Annotated in this window: 11 protein-coding genes; 8 read left to right on the top strand and 3 right to left on the bottom strand. The window is 71.5% G+C overall.

What is annotated here, in order from left to right:
- Positions 1-72: 72 nt before the first annotated feature.
- Positions 73-3,042 (bottom strand): BTAD domain-containing putative transcriptional regulator, encoded by a 2,970-nt coding sequence (locus ACIOD2_RS10015; protein WP_400536438.1) that lies wholly within the window; start codon positions 3,040-3,042, stop codon positions 73-75.
- A 201-nt stretch (positions 3,043-3,243) separates the two neighbouring features.
- On the opposite strand from ACIOD2_RS10015, the gene ACIOD2_RS10020 reads away from it, so the two are divergent.
- The 3 genes from ACIOD2_RS10020 (at position 3,244) to ACIOD2_RS10030 (ending at position 6,746) form a co-directional block, all read left to right on the top strand.
- The gene (locus tag ACIOD2_RS10020; protein WP_400536439.1) at positions 3,244-4,161 is read left to right on the top strand and encodes a cation diffusion facilitator family transporter; all 918 of its coding nucleotides are present in this window, start codon (positions 3,244-3,246) and stop codon (positions 4,159-4,161) included.
- 95 nt (positions 4,162-4,256) lie between these two features.
- Complete coding sequence (locus tag ACIOD2_RS10025; RefSeq protein ID WP_400536440.1) at positions 4,257-5,783, top strand: amino acid permease; 1,527 nt, start codon at positions 4,257-4,259, stop codon at positions 5,781-5,783.
- A 267-nt stretch (positions 5,784-6,050) separates the two neighbouring features.
- Positions 6,051-6,746, top strand: a complete 696-nt coding sequence (locus tag ACIOD2_RS10030) for an LPXTG cell wall anchor domain-containing protein (protein ID WP_400536441.1) — start codon at positions 6,051-6,053, stop codon at positions 6,744-6,746.
- A gap of 70 nt (positions 6,747-6,816) precedes the next feature.
- Here ACIOD2_RS10030 and ACIOD2_RS10035 read toward each other — a convergent pair whose 3' ends face one another.
- Positions 6,817-9,075 (bottom strand): hypothetical protein, encoded by a 2,259-nt coding sequence (locus ACIOD2_RS10035; RefSeq protein WP_400537979.1) that lies wholly within the window; start codon positions 9,073-9,075, stop codon positions 6,817-6,819.
- Between the two features lie 91 nt (positions 9,076-9,166).
- Between ACIOD2_RS10035 and ahcY the strand changes: the two genes are divergently transcribed.
- From ahcY to ACIOD2_RS10050, 3 genes are all read left to right on the top strand, one after another.
- Positions 9,167-10,639 carry an adenosylhomocysteinase gene (gene ahcY / locus ACIOD2_RS10040; protein ID WP_400536442.1) on the top strand — a complete coding sequence of 491 codons (1,473 nt, stop codon included), beginning with the start codon at positions 9,167-9,169 and terminating at the stop codon, positions 10,637-10,639.
- A 101-nt stretch (positions 10,640-10,740) separates the two neighbouring features.
- A complete protein-coding gene (locus ACIOD2_RS10045; RefSeq protein ID WP_400536443.1) occupies positions 10,741-11,028 on the top strand; it encodes a FitA-like ribbon-helix-helix domain-containing protein in 288 nt (95 codons plus the stop codon).
- Positions 11,025-11,471, top strand: coding sequence for a type II toxin-antitoxin system VapC family toxin (locus ACIOD2_RS10050; protein WP_400536444.1), 447 nt, complete (start codon positions 11,025-11,027; stop codon positions 11,469-11,471). The genes ACIOD2_RS10045 and ACIOD2_RS10050 overlap by 4 nt, the downstream gene beginning before the upstream one ends.
- 193 nt (positions 11,472-11,664) lie before the next feature.
- Here the strand turns inward: ACIOD2_RS10050 and ACIOD2_RS10055 are convergent, their stop codons facing one another.
- Positions 11,665-12,663, bottom strand: coding sequence for a hypothetical protein (locus ACIOD2_RS10055; protein WP_392773833.1), 999 nt, complete (start codon positions 12,661-12,663; stop codon positions 11,665-11,667).
- A gap of 247 nt (positions 12,664-12,910) precedes the next feature.
- Here ACIOD2_RS10055 and ACIOD2_RS10060 point away from each other — a divergent pair, with 247 nt between their 5' ends.
- Both ACIOD2_RS10060 and ACIOD2_RS10065 read left to right on the top strand, forming a co-directional pair.
- The gene (locus ACIOD2_RS10060; protein ID WP_400536445.1) at positions 12,911-13,486 is read left to right on the top strand and encodes a papain-like cysteine protease family protein; all 576 of its coding nucleotides are present in this window, start codon (positions 12,911-12,913) and stop codon (positions 13,484-13,486) included.
- Positions 13,483-14,250, top strand: a complete 768-nt coding sequence (locus ACIOD2_RS10065) for a hypothetical protein (protein ID WP_400536446.1) — start codon at positions 13,483-13,485, stop codon at positions 14,248-14,250. Before ACIOD2_RS10060 ends, ACIOD2_RS10065 begins: the two co-directional genes overlap by 4 nt.
- Positions 14,251-14,259 lie beyond the last annotated feature (9 nt).

Consider the following 14,259-nt stretch of genomic DNA (forward strand, 5'->3'; position numbering starts at 1 on the left):
TCGAGGGGGCTCAGGGGGGCTCGAGGGGGGGCTCGGGGTGGTGTCGCGAGGGGGCGGCACCACCCCGCTTTGTCAGGCCGGCTCGGTGAGCGCCAGCAGAGCCCGGCGGAGGGCGGCCGCGCTGGCGTCGCGCGGGTCGGCGAGCTCCGCCGTCTCCGCGGCCGCTTCGGCCGCCGCGGCGGTGTCGCCGACGGCTTCGTAAGCCCGCTGCAATACCAGCGACGTGAGGCTCGTCGCGGGCCGCCCGCCCATCTCGCGGAACTCGTCGAGGCACGCGCGCAGCACCGGGATCGCCTGCGCCGCACGGCCTTCGCCGATCCAGCTCGCGGCGATGGCGCGGGTGCACGACAGCTCGCGGGGCCGCTCGTCCAGCTCCTGCGCGAGGTCACGGGCCTGGCCGAACGCCTCGACGGCCTGCTGTCTTCGACCCCGGAACGCCTCGATCGCGCCCAGCGTGCGCAGGGACTTCGCCAGCGCCGAACGCGCCGGTGTCGTCCGCAGCAGCGTCACCGATTCGGTGATCGCCGTCGCGGCTTCGGCGGCCCGCGCACTGAGCAGCAACGACCACGCGACGCCGTGAAGCGCGATCCCCAGCTGCCGTGGATCGCCGGATTTCCGGGCCAGCACCACGGTTTCCTCGTCGACGGCCAGTGCGTCGCCGACCCGGCCCAGCCGGTGCAGGGCGGCCGACTCCGCCGCCCGCACCCAGTGCAGCTCCGCCGCTTCACCGTCCACAGTGAACAGTTCGCGCGCGTCCGCGGCGGTCTGCAGCGCCTCTTCCGCGCGGCCGAGCCCGATCAGGCAGTGCGCCAGGTTCGCCGAAACCCACGCGTGCGTCCGGCGATCGCCGTAGGACTCCAGCTCCTTCGCGCATTCGCGGTAGCGGACGGCGGCTTCTTCGTACTGGCCGCGGGCGTGCCGCAACAGCGTCAGGTTGGCCTCGGCGACCGCCGCCAGCGGCCGGTCTTCGCCCGCGGCCGCCAGCACCGTCTCGTACGCCGCGCGCATGTCCGCGTAGTGCCCTTGCAGGTACAGGTGGCCGCTGAGCCTGTCGAGCAGCAGGAGCGCGTCGTGTTTGCGGCCCAGCTCGCACAGCGTGCCGACGAGCAGGAGCAGGTTCGCGCGCTCGGCGGCGAACCACCTCTCCGGCCGGGCCAGCAGCCGCTCGACGAGCTCACCCGGCAACGGCTGCGCGGGTGCTTCCCGCGCCAGCGCGGGCATCGGCACCGTGCGCGGCAGCCGCGCCGCCGCGGTGTCGGCCAGCGCGAGGGTCGCGGCCAGCACCGTGCGCAGGCCGCCGCCGTCGGGCGCTTCCAGCTCCGTCGCGTAGAGCCGGACGAGGTCGTGCAGCCGGTAGCGGCCTTCGCCGGTCTCGTCAGGACCGCCGGACTCCAGCAGGCTGGCCTCGACCAGCTCCTCGACGGCTTCGTCGGCTCCCGGGTCGTCGATCAGCGCGGTGACGGCCCAGGCGGGCAGGTCGAGGTTGTGGCAGCGGCCGATCAGCCGGAACGCGCGCCGGGTGAGGGGGCGCAGGCCGTCGTAGCTGAGCGCGATGCTGCCGCGGACACCCAGGTCGCTCACGGTCAGCTCGTCGAGCCGGCGGACCTCGTCCTCCAGCCGGCCGGCCAGCTCGGCGAGCCGCAGGTGCGGGCGGATCGCCAAGCGGCTGCCCGCGATCCGCAGCGCCAGCGGCAGGTGGTCGCACGCCGCGACGATGCGCGCCGCGTCGGCGGGCTCGCGCGCCACCCGGTCGCCCGCGAGCCGGGTCAGCAACCGCGTCGCGTCCGCGTCCGGCAGCGGCCCGAGGGCCAGCCGGTGCGCGCCCGCGAGGCCGCTGAGCCGGCGCCGGCTCGTGACCAGGACGGCGCAGCCCGGCGTGCCCGGCAGCAGCGTGCGGACGTGCTCGGGATCGGTGGCGTCGTCGAGCACCACCAGCACCCGGCGGTCGGTGAGCCGCCCGCGGAACACCGCCGCGCGGGCGTGGACGTCGTCCGGGATGGCCGGGCCGGTGACGCCGAGCGCGCGCAGCAGGTCGGCCAGGACGTCACCGAGGTCGCGCGGGCCGGACGGGACGTACAGCTGACCGTCCGGGAACCGCGCCCGCAGCCGGTGGGCGGCGCGCACGGCCACGGTGCTCTTGCCCGCGCCCGGCTCGCCGCTGAGCACCGCGACCGGGACGCCGGAGCCGCTGCCCAGCACCTCGGTGAGCTCGGCGAGCTCGGCGTCGCGGCCGGTGAAGTCCGCGGTGTCCGGCGGCAGCTGGCACACCGGCCAGACCGGCGCGGGCGCGGCGGGCAGCCGCGGCACCGGGTCCTCGCCGCGCAGCACGGCCGCGTGCACCCGGCGGGCCTCGGCGCCCGGTTCGACGCCGAGCTCGTCGATCAGCGTGGTCCGCAGTCGCCGGTAGGCCTCGAGCGAATCACCCTGCCGCCCGGCCCGGTGCAGCGCGATCATCAGCTGCGCGGCCGGCCGTTCGCGCAGCGGGTGTGCGGTGACCATGGCCTGCAGCTCGCCGATCAGCTCCCCGTGCCGCCCGGCGGTGAGTTCGGCGTCGACGCAGTCCTCGAAGACGGCGAGCCGCTCGGACTCCAGCCGCGCGACGTCGGCGTCGAGCCGCGGCACGTGCAGCCCGGCCAGCACCGGCCCCCGCCACTGCGCGAGCGCCCGCCGGTAGTGCCACGACGCGGTGACGGCGTCCCCCGCCCGCGCGGCGACCTGCCCCTCGGCGGCGGCGGACCGGAAGACGAGCAGGTCCAGCTCGTCCGGCTCGGCCCGCAGCCGGTAGCCGAGCGGCCCGTGCTCGACACGCAGGCCGTCGATCCGCTCGCGCAGCCGCGAGAGGTAGGTGTGCAGGTTCGAGGCGTACGACTTCGGCGGCACGTCCGGCCACAGCGCTTCGACCAGCACGTCCGCGTGGACGTGCTGGTTGGCGTTCAGCAGCAGCACGGCCAGCAGGGTGCGCTGCCGTGCTCCGCGCAGCACGGCCCACCGCCCCGGCGGGCTTTCGACCGCGAGCGTCCCGAGCACGGCGAAGTGCGCCATGTCACCTTCCCAGACCGGCGAGCAGGGAGGGCCACGGTAGCGGAGGGCACCGACAGAAACGGGCGCGATCGCGCGGATCGACTGGGCCGGGCACGCATCGGCCGGGACGCCGTCCGATCGAATTTCCGGCCGGTGGCGACCCGGCGCGACCCGGCCTATTACGCTCCACCCGGACATTCAGGACCTACCCGGGGAGCGGTCGTGTCAGCTGGAGGCGGAACCAAGGCGATCATCGCCGCGCTCGGAGCCAATGCCGGGATCGCGGCCGCGAAGTTCGTCGGCTTCCTCGTCACCGGGTCGTCGTCGATGCTGGCGGAGTCGGTGCACTCGCTGGCCGACACCACGAACCAGGGCCTGCTGCTGCTCGGCCAGAAGACGTCGAAGCGCGAGGCGGACCAGGACCACCCGTTCGGCTACGGCCGCGACCGGTACTTCTACTCCTTCATCGTCGCGCTGCTGCTGTTCACCCTCGGCTCCGCCTTCGCGATCTACGAAGGCATCCACAAGATCGGCGAGCCGGAGCCGCTGGAGTCGCCGATCGTCGCCGTGGTCATCCTGCTCGTCGCGGTGGGCCTGGAGGGCTACAGCTTCTACACCGCCGTCGGCGAGTCGAAGAAGATCAAGGGTGACGTCAGCTGGTGGGGCTTCATCCGCCAGGCCAAGGAGCCGGAGCTGCCGGTCGTCCTGCTGGAGGACGCCGGCGCGCTGCTCGGCCTCGTGCTCGCGCTGCTGGGCGTCGGGCTGTCGGTGGTCACCGGCGACCCGGTCTGGGACGGCGTCGGCACCCTCGGCATCGGCCTGCTGCTCGGGGTCATCGCGATCATCCTGATCGTCGAGATGAAGAGCCTGCTCATCGGCGAAGGGGCCAACCCGGGCGTCCTCGCGACGATCGTCGACGAGCTGGCCGCGGGCAAGGTCGAGCGCGTCATCCACATCCGCACCCAGTACCTCGGCCCGGACGAGCTGCTCGTCGCGGCGAAGCTGGCGCTGGTGCCCGGCCTCGACACCGCGCAGGTGGCGACGGCCATCGACGACGCCGAGGCGCGTGTGCGCTCGAAGGTGCCCGTCGCGAAGCTCATCTACCTCGAGCCGGACCTGGACCGCAGCCTCGCCCGATGACCGGCTGCCACGTTTCTGGCAAGCCGACCAGTCCCTGACCCGTTAGGGTGACCTACTGCGATGCATGCAGGCCAGCCAGCCGCAGGAGGTCAACGGTGCCCGGAACGGGATTGTGGCGCACTAAATCCATCGAGCAGTCCATTTCGGACACTGACGAGCCGGATACCAAGCTCCGGCGCAACCTGAGCGCCTGGGACCTCACGGTCTTCGGCGTCGCGGTCGTCATCGGCGCGGGCATCTTCACGCTCACCGCGCGCGCGGCCGGTGACTACGCCGGCCCGTCGGTCTCGCTCGCGTTCGTGTTCGCCGCGATCGCGTGCGCGCTGGCGGCGCTGTGTTACGCCGAGTTCGCCTCGACCGTGCCGGTCGCGGGCAGCGCGTACACGTTCTCCTACGCCACCTTCGGCGAGTTCATGGCGTGGATCATCGGCTGGGACCTGATCCTCGAGCTCGCCGTCGGCGCCGCCGCCGTGTCCAAGGGCTGGTCGGTGTACCTGGAAACGGTGCTGGGCTACCTGTTCGGCAAGGGCGCGAAGACGACGTTCGACATCGGCAGCGTCACGGTCGACTGGGGCGCGCTGGTCGTCGTCGCGATCCTGACGACGCTGCTGGCCGTCGGCACCAAGCTTTCGTCGCGGGTCTCGATGGTGATCACCGGCATCAAGGTCGCCGTGGTGCTGTTCGTGATCATCCTCGGCATCTTCTACATCAAGGGCGCCAACTACTCGCCGTACATCCCGCCGGGCTCGACCGGCGGCGCCGGCGAGACCGGGGTCGACCAGTCGCTGTTCTCGCTGATCGCGGGCGGCGCGAGCAGCTCGTACGGCGTCTTCGGGCTGCTGGCCGGTGCCTCGCTGGTGTTCTTCGCGTTCATCGGCTTCGACATCGTGGCGACCACCGCCGAGGAGACGAAGAACCCGCAGAAGTCCGTGCCGCGCGGCATCTTCGGCTCGCTGATCATCGTCACCGTGCTCTACGTCGCGGTCTCGCTCGTGGTCGTCGGCATGACGTCCTACAAGGACCTGGCCACCGATGCCGGCGACGGCAGCCACAAGACGCTCGCCACGGCGTTCTCCGCCAACGGCGTCGACTGGGCGGCCAACCTCATCTCCTTCGGCGCGCTGGCCGGCCTGACCACCGTCGTCATGGTGCTGATGCTCGGCCAGGTCCGGATCATCTACGCCATGTCCCGCGACGGCCTGATGCCGCGCGGCCTGGCCAAGACCGGCGAGAACGGCACGCCCAAGCGCGCCACGATCATCGTCGGCGGCCTGGTCGCCCTCGCGGCGACGTTCTTCCCGGCCGACAAGCTCGAAGAGATGGTCAACGTCGGCACGCTCTTCGCGTTCGTGCTGGTCTCGGCGGGCGTCCTGGTGCTGCGCAAGACCCGGCCCGACCTGCCCCGCGCGTTCAAGGTGCCGCTGGTGCCGCTCATCCCGATCCTGGCCATCCTGGCCTGCCTCTGGCTGATGCTGAACCTGACCGTGCTGACCTGGCTGCGGTTCATCGTGTGGATGGTGATCGGCGTGGTCCTCTACTTCGCCTACAGCCGCCGGCACTCGCTGCTCGGCAAGCGCCAGTCGGGCGAACTGGAAGATACGGTCAATTCGCCCAAGGAGTGAGGTCACCCACTCGATCGTGTACGCCCCGCCGACCTGCTTTCCGCAGGTCGGCGGGGTTTTTTTGAAGCTTCGCGGAACGGGCACCGCGAGACGATCTTGCCGATCGTGCCCAAAAGGGGACCCGGTGTAGCGGGCCGAGTGACGTGCGATACCTTTCGATCCTTCGTGTGCCACTGACGGGTGAATTACAGCAGTGCGATTTGCACGCTTAGTGGTGCCGCGATCACAGATTTCAAGGTGTCTCCCCGCCTGGCACAGGAGTTTTGAATGCGTAGTCGTACCCTCCGCGGCTCGGCCGCGATCATCGCCCTCACCACCGCCGCTCTCATCGGCACCGCCGGTTCCGCGCTGGCCTGCTACAGCGACGACCACCGCTCCAACCCGGTTCCGGACCGCAACCACAGCAAGTGCGCCGACAACCAGGTCAAGATCACCCCGAAGGACAACCTCGTCGACTTCACCGGCGGCGTCGGTGAAAAGACCCTGACGATCAACAAGGTCCACGACGGTGTGACCGTGAAGCGCATCATCGTCATCGGTGGCGACGACGGCTTCAACGAGTACGTCCCGGGCAAGAGCGGCCAGAACGGCCCGAAGCTGTCCGAGACCGCGCCGTGGAAGGACCTGCAGGCGACCCTGACCTTCGGGCACAAGCAGCCGAAGATCGACGACTGGTACATCTGCGGCACCAAGAGCACCAAGCCGACCGAGACCGCGCCGACGACCAAGCCGACCGAGACCTCGAAGCCGACCTCGAGCTCCCCGGCCCCGTCGGAGACCGTGAAGCCGACCAGCACCACGTCCGCGGCCCCGGTGCCGGCGGGCAACGAGTCGGGCACCGGTGGCGGCCTGGCCAACACCGGTTTCGACAACATGTGGCTGGTGTGGATCGCCGCGCTGCTGCTGCTCGGTGGTGGCGGCCTGCTCGCGCTGCTGAAGTTCCGCCGCAAGGCTTCCGAGTGAAGCTGAGCTAGCTAGCTCGAAGTGCTCGTGAGGGGCACCTTCAAGGAGTTCAAGTCCTTGAAGGTGCCCCTCACGCTTTTCCCGGGAAGTCCCCGAAGAGCAGGCCCTGTTCACCGCCGGACGGCTTGCCCAGCCCGGCCGCCATCGCGACGGCGTGGTCCCACTCCGCGTCGACGACGTAGTCCTGGTGCCTGAGCACCCCCGGCGCCCAGCGGTGCCGGCCGGTCGGGCCGCGCAGCGGGTCCGGCAGCCAGTGGTCGCCGCCGAGGATCAGGACGCCGTTCTCGTCGGCCTTCGCCTTCAGCGGACCGCAGCCGCCTTCGGGCAGGAACCCGACGCCGTAGAGCTGCCGGTCGGAGACCTCGTGCCGCCACGTCGTCACGCCTCCGCCGAAGATGTCGGTGCCCCGGCACAGCGCGCGCCACCGGCCGTCGAGGCTTTCGAAGAGCTGCTCCAGCGACTCCTGGGGCAGCAGCGCGGGGAACGCCCGCTGGTAGCCCCACTGCAGGGGTGACCCGGCGGTCAGCACGCCGACGCGCTCGAGGTCCGTCTTCGGCAGCTCGGCCGAGAGCCGCGCGGCGGCCATGACCGTCAGCAGGCTGCCGAGGCTGTACCCGGACAGCACCACCCGCGTCCCCGGCTCGGCGAGGTGCTCGCGGACCCGCGCGGTCAGCTCGGGGACGACCTTCAGCGCGTAACACGGCGGCACGGTCGGGTGCGCCGCTCGCGGCCAGAAGCAGACCAGGTCGGCCAGCGCGCCGAGGTGCCGGCTGCGCTGCGGGGTGCGCGCGGCCGTGTAGACCACCCGCAGCAGCCCCGCGGCCAGCGCGCCGAGCGCGAAGACACCGATCGCGGACAGCGGCCCGAACCAGCCGGGCGCCAGCCCGAAGCCGAACCGCAGCACCAGCAGCGCCGCCCCGCCCGCCGACATCGCCGACGCGACCGTGAGGGCCAGGTGGTGCAGGTGCCGCCGTTCCCACGCCGAGCGGGCCCACGCCGCCGCGGCCTGGGCCTCCTGCTGCTCGTCGTGCTCCATCAGCCCGACGATCGCCGGGACGCCCCGGCGCAGCCGCCGGATCGGGACGGCGACCGCGAAGCCCAGCAGGGACAGCACCGCGGCCAGCGCCAGCCCGGCGCCCCACAACACCGTGACCAGCAGGTACGTGTCGGGCACCTGCAGGTGGTCGGCGCCGGAAAGCCGTCGGACGGCTTCGGCCAGGCCGGCGCCGAACCCGCCGCCGAGCAGCCCCGCGAGCGCGAGCACCGGCGCGGCCGCCCAGCCGCCCGCCCACGGCCGCAGCCGCCGCGGCTTGTGCTTCCAGGCGGGCCGGGCCAGCAGCGCGGCCGGGGCCAGGAACACCGCGAACAGCACGGTGACCGCGACCAGCGACGCGCCGAGCCCTTCGACGACGCCGTTGGTGCCCGGCAGCCGGCCCGGGCCGGGGCGCAGCCGCACCGCGGCCACGACGACCAGCAGCGCGGCGAACCCGATCAGGCCGCGGCGGGCGATCCGGCCGGCGTCCGTGCCGATGGCCGCGGCGACGATCGCGGCGAGCACCAGCGCCAGCGTGGCGATCCAGACGACCAGGTCGAAGACGGTCCCCGGCACCCGGAACGGACCGCCGAGCAGCAGCAGCGCGACCGACGCGAGCGCCGCGACGGTGTGCAGGCCGCGCAGGGACGGCGTCCCGGAACCGGTGCGCATCCGCAGCGGGCCTTCGACCCGGTCGCTCTCGGCGTGCACCGCCCAGCTCGCCGAGGAGATCCGGTGCAGCACGAAGATCACCAGCAGCAGCGGGAGGACGCCGACCGTGACGCGCGCGGGCACCGTGCGGAGGCCGTCGGGGATCGACGGGAGGCAGCCCGAGCCGGGCGCGAGGCACTGCGCGGCGAACAGGTCGAGCGCGATCGCCGCCAGCTGCCCCATCAGCAGCATGGTCAGCAGCAGGGCCGCGACGCGCAGCAGGCCGCGGCACACCGCGCCGAGGACCCGGGGGAGGCGGCGGCCCGGCGGCACCGGCGGCAGCATCCAGAACGCGACGTTGGCCAGCGAGAACGGGAACAGCAGCGCCCAGGTGGCCTTCGCGGCACCCCCGGACGTCATGCCGTGCCAGAGGTAGCCTTCGAGGGTCCGCGGGATCGACCGGCCCAGCGCCGGCAGCACCGGACCCGGCGCCGGCCGCCGCAGCCGGTCGGCCGGGCGGACCACGCGGCCCAGCCCGTCGCCGGCGACGTCGACGGTCGCGACGGCGTCGAGCAGCGTCTCGCCGCTGGTGCCGACCAGCCCGGCGACGCGGATTTCGACGACGCGGGTGTCCGGGCCGGGCATGGGCACGGTGAGGGCCTCCTGCGCTTCTAGGGAAGGTCGAGCGGACAACGGTAGTGTTCGGAAGTCATCGAGCCTTGGAGGAATCGCCACTATGACCCCCGAAAGCGTTGCCAAGCGGCACGAGACCCGCAACGGCATCGAGTTCGCCGTCGCCGACCTCGAGGCCGCCGAGTTCGGCCGCAAGGAGATCCGCCTCGCCGAGCACGAGATGCCGGGACTGATGGCCCTGCGACGCGAATACGCGGAGGTCTACCCCCTGCGCGGGGCGCGGGTCTCCGGTTCGCTGCACATGACCGTCCAGACGGCCGTGCTCATCGAGACGCTCGTCTCGCTGGGTGCGGAGGTGCGCTGGGCGTCCTGCAACATCTTCTCGACGCAGGACCACGCGGCGGCCGCGGTCGTCGTCGGCCCGCACGGGAGCACCGAGGAGCCCAAGGGCGTCCCGGTCTTCGCGTGGAAGGGCGAGTCGCTCGAGGAGTACTGGTGGTGCACCGAGCGGATGCTCACCTGGGACGGCGAGGGTCCCAACATGATCCTCGACGACGGCGGCGACGCCACCATGCTGGTCCACAAGGGCACCGAGTTCGAGAAGTCCGGCGTCGTGCCGACCCCGGACGAGAACACCTCGGACGAGTTCCGCGTGTTCCTCGAGCTGCTGCGCGCTTCGGTCGCTTCGGACACCGGCAAGTGGACGAAGATCGGCGAGGGTATCCGCGGCGTCACCGAGGAGACCACCACCGGCGTGCTGCGGCTGTACCAGCTGGCCGCGGCCGGTGAGCTGCTGTTCCCGGCGATCAACGTCAACGACGCGGTGACGAAGTCGAAGTTCGACAACCGCTACGGCATCCGCCACTCCCTGATCGACGGCATCAACCGCGGCACCGACGTCCTCATCGGCGGCAAGGTCGCGGTCGTCTGCGGCTACGGCGACGTCGGCAAGGGCGCGGCGGAGTCGCTGCGCGGCCAGGGCGCCCGCGTGGTCGTCACCGAGATCGACCCGATCTGCGCGCTGCAGGCCGCGATGGACGGCTACCAGGTCCGCACGCTGAAGAACGCGCTGCCCGAGGCCGACATCGTGATCACGACGACCGGCAACAAGGACGTCGTGCTGGTCGAGGACATGGCGAAGATGAAGCACCAGGCGATCCTGGGCAACATCGGCCACTTCGACAACGAGCTCGACATGGCCGGTCTGCAGCGCTACCCGGGCATCAAGCGCATCAACATCAAGCCGCAGGTCGACGAGTGGATCTTCCCGAACGGCAACACGATCATCGTGCTGTCCGAGGGCCGCCTGCTGAACCTGGGCAACGCGACCGGCCACCCGTCGTTCGTGATGTCGAACAGCTTCTCCAACCAGGTGATCGCGCAGGTCGAGCTGTTCACCAAGCACGAGGAGTACGACAACGAGGTCTTCCGCCTCCCGAAGAAGCTCGACGAGAAGGTCGCCAAGATCCACCTCGACGCGCTGGGTGGCGAGCTGACCAAGCTCACCAAGGAGCAGGCCGAGTACATCGACGTCGACGTCGAAGGCCCGTTCAAGGCGGACCACTACCGCTACTGAGTCTTCGCAGGTCAGGCCGCCCCGGACGAGTCCGGGGCGGCCTTTCTGTTTTGCTCCGCGGACAGTGATAGCACGAATGGGTGAAGTGCTATCATGGTGAAGTGAAGCAACTGATCACCCGGATCGACGACGAGCTGCACGCCCGGCTGAAGGCGAGAGCCGAGGCCGAGGGGCGCAGCATGAACGACCTGGTCACCGAGGCCCTGCTGGAGGTGGTGGCGCACACCGAAAGCCATGCGGACTGGAAACAGCGCCTGATCCTCGACGGCCGGATCGCGCACGTCGAGCCACCCGAAGGCGTCCCGACCCTCGACGAGATCGAGGAGCTGTCCCGGGGCTGGGGCACCACGGTCACCGAGGCGCTCGACTGGACGCGGGGCGAGCGGTGACCGCGTTCTACGCCGACACCAGCGCACTCGTCACGGCGTACCTGCACGACGAACCGGGGCACGGCAAGCTCCGGGAGCTGCTGCTCGAAGGGGACGACCTCGTGCTCAGCAGCGACCTCACCCGGATCGAGTTCGCCAGTGCGTTCACGGCCGCGAGGCGGACCGGGCGCATTCCCGACCCGGCTCCGGTGCTCGCGCACTTCGACCACCTCGCCTCGCCACGGGGTGCGCTGGCCCTCATCCCGTTCGACGCGAAGAGCGTGATCCCGGCGGCGCGGCGGCTCGTGATCGAGAACTACCCGCTTCGCACCCTCGACGCGATCCACATCGCCGTCGCGATGCACGGCGTCGCCGAGGTGACCGGCGGCGCGCCGGTCACCTTCGTGACCAGGGACGACCGCCAGGCGGAAGCCGCCAAGGCCAACGGGTTCGAGGTGCTGTGACGGCCGGCCCCTGTGCCGGGATCACCCGTGCCGACCCTTGAATCACGAGAGTCGGCTCGCCGATCACAGGTGTCGGCCCGCCAATCACGCGAACCCGGGTTCGAACCGGCGATCACCCGTGATCAGGTCGGCGTCTCACGTGATGGGGGAGCCGACACGTGTGATCGGGGCGACGACACGCGGCGACGGCCCCTCAGTTCCACTCCACCGCGACCCCGGCCAGCCCCGGCCCGGCGTCGTTGAAGAAGGCGCTGCTCACGCCGCCCATGTCGCACGCCAGCTCCTCCGCCACCACCGGCAGGGCGTCGTCGCGGGCGCGGACCTGGCGGGTGCAGCGGGCCGGGAGGGCGTTGCGGTCGAAGCGGAGCTGCACGAGGTAGCTCGCGCAGCGGTCGCGCAGCATCCGGTAGTACCCCGGGGACGCCGAGCCGGAGTCGTCGCGGACCTCGTAGCAGAACACGTGGATGTCGCCCTCGGCGAGCTTGCGGTCGAACAGCAGCTCCGTCGCCATCGTGTCCGCGTCGGGGTTGCGGCGCATCCGGCCGATCCGGCAGCCCTCGTCGGTGATCAGCTCGACGTCGTCGATGCGGCAGCCCGGGTCGCCGTTGTAGACCGTCAGGTAACGATCCGGGCCGTGCCGCCGGGCGCGGGTCACCAGCCGCGTCCGGAGGCTGACTTGGCGGTGTTCGGCGTCGAACGTGATCGTGTCGTGCACCGACAGCAGTTCGAGGTCGGCGTTGTAGTGGTTCGACGACGGGTACGCGCCGAGCTCGGCGAGCAGGTCCTCGACGATCGACCCCATGTCACCGGAACGCAGGTCGTGGAACGACGCCGCCGGCTGGTGCCCGCGGCGGACCAGTCGCGGTCCGATCAGCACCACCAGGGCGTCCGCGGGCAGCTGGAGGACCGATTCCAGGGCCCGGACCGCCGGGAGCGCCTTGGGCACCTCGGGCTGCCGGAGCCCGCGCTGCCAGTAACTCAGCGTCGACTGTCCGATTTGGACGCCGCGCAGGGCCAAGTGGGCGCGAAGCCGCGCCAGAGAGAGGCCGCGGTAGGCGATCGCCAGTCTCAGGGCGTGGTGGAACTCGCCGGTCCGGAGCGCTTCTGTCAGCTCTTTCGGCAGTTCGGCGACCGATGCCCGCGTCGCGCGGGCGCCATCGATGATCAGTGGGAGGTTCCCGTCTTGTACCACCGCTCGTCCCTTCACCCGACCAGTGTGTGCGCTGGGCGTGAACACCGCGGAACGTTCACGTTAGCAGCGTAGATGGGACGTGCCGACCCCCGTTCAGGGTGGTTGGCCACGTGATGCTGACTGTTCCGCGTTCCGGCTGTCCCCCGGAACGGTCCGTTCCTCCAGATGGCGTTCTTGCTCCTTGTGACCGGGTTGTTCACCGTTGTGACCACCGCTGGTTCGCCCACGTTCGAGCAGGAGGCCGTCCGTGCTGGTGAAGTCGAGCAGGGTCCACGCCGTACTGGCCGTGAGCCTGATGTTGTGCCTGGTCGCGCCGGCCACCGCCGGAGCCGCGTCCGGCGCGCCGTCGAGCTTCCGGAACCCGATCTCGATGCAGGCCCAGCAGCGGAACCAGTGGTGCTGGGCGGCTTCGGGCAACACCATCGCGGCCTACCACGGCGTCACCGTCAGCCAGACCCGTTTCTGTCAGCTCGCTCACAACTCGGCCGGGACCGACTGCGCGAACCTGCCGGGCACGCTCGCCGATCCGCAGCGCGCCTTCGCCCGCCTCGGCTTCACCTCACCCGGCCAATACCTCGACAGCCGGATCACCTACGCCGCCATCCGGACGCAGACCACGGCGAACCGGCCGGTCGAGACCCGGGTCGGCTACCGCGCGGGCGGCGGCCACACGCACGTCCTCTACGGCTACGACACCAGTGGCGACTGGGTGTACTGGGGCGACCCGGGACCGGCCAAGCGCTACAACTGGTCGACCTACGGCTACTACACGCACAACTCGTCCTTCACCTGGACGCACACGCTCACGGGGGTCTCCCGATGAGCAGGCGAGTGCTGGCCCTCGCCGTGCTGACCGGCGCGGCGCTGCTGATGACGGCACCGGTGTCAGGCGCGGCCCAGGCCGCCGGCATCAGCAGCGCCGACGCCGTGGCGGCCCGGAGCGCGGCCGCCGCGCCCGGTCTCCAGGACACGCTGGTCAAGTTCTTCGCCCAGGCGCCGGGCGCCGCGGGAGCTCCGGTGTCCGTCCGGATCGCGCCGGAGGCCTACCCCGTCTACGACCTGTCCGCGGACTTCGTCGTCGGCAAGCCGGGCGCCGCACCGGGCGAGTTCTCCTACTTCGCCGTGCCCGTCCAGGCTTCCGACGGCCGGACCGCGACCCTCTGGTCGGTCCGCGGTGACGACGGCGCCTGGCAGGTCGGCAACATCGCCTCGGGCGACGTCGAGACGGCCTACGCCCGCAAGCTCCCCGCCGGGGCCCAGCTACTGCACGAGCCGCAGGTCGACGCCTGGTACGCGGTCGGCGACGGCCGCGTCACCCCGCTCGCCGGCGGTGCGGCGGTCACCGTCGCCGACTACCAGCGGACGGTCCAGGGGAAGTACGCCGACAAGCTCCCGGGTTCGGCCTACGACCGCGACGGCGAGGCCGGCGGTTACGGCGCGACCGGGGCGGTCATGCCCCGCGGCGACGGCAGCCCGGCGCCCTCCAGCAACGACACCGGCTGGATCCCGCTGCTGATCCTGGCCGGCGTCCTGCTGGTCAGCGGCGCGGGTTACTACGTGCTGCACCTGCGGCGGACGACCGCCTAGACGTACCGG

The organism is Amycolatopsis sp. NPDC088138, assembly GCF_044741685.1.
Classification (GTDB): domain Bacteria; phylum Actinomycetota; class Actinomycetes; order Mycobacteriales; family Pseudonocardiaceae; genus Amycolatopsis.

Excerpts from the sequence above, each read along its gene's own strand:
- ACIOD2_RS10015 (WP_400536438.1), bottom strand. The coding sequence starts at position 3,042 with ATGGCGCACTTCGCCGTGCTCGGGACGCTCGCGGTCGAAAGCCCGCCG.
- ACIOD2_RS10030 (WP_400536441.1), top strand. The coding sequence starts at position 6,051 with ATGCGTAGTCGTACCCTCCGCGGCTCGGCCGCGATCATCGCCCTCACC.
- ACIOD2_RS10035 (WP_400537979.1), bottom strand. The coding sequence starts at position 9,075 with ATGCCCGGCCCGGACACCCGCGTCGTCGAAATCCGCGTCGCCGGGCTG.
- ahcY (WP_400536442.1), top strand. The coding sequence starts at position 9,167 with ATGACCCCCGAAAGCGTTGCCAAGCGGCACGAGACCCGCAACGGCATC.
- ACIOD2_RS10065 (WP_400536446.1), top strand. The coding sequence starts at position 13,483 with ATGAGCAGGCGAGTGCTGGCCCTCGCCGTGCTGACCGGCGCGGCGCTG.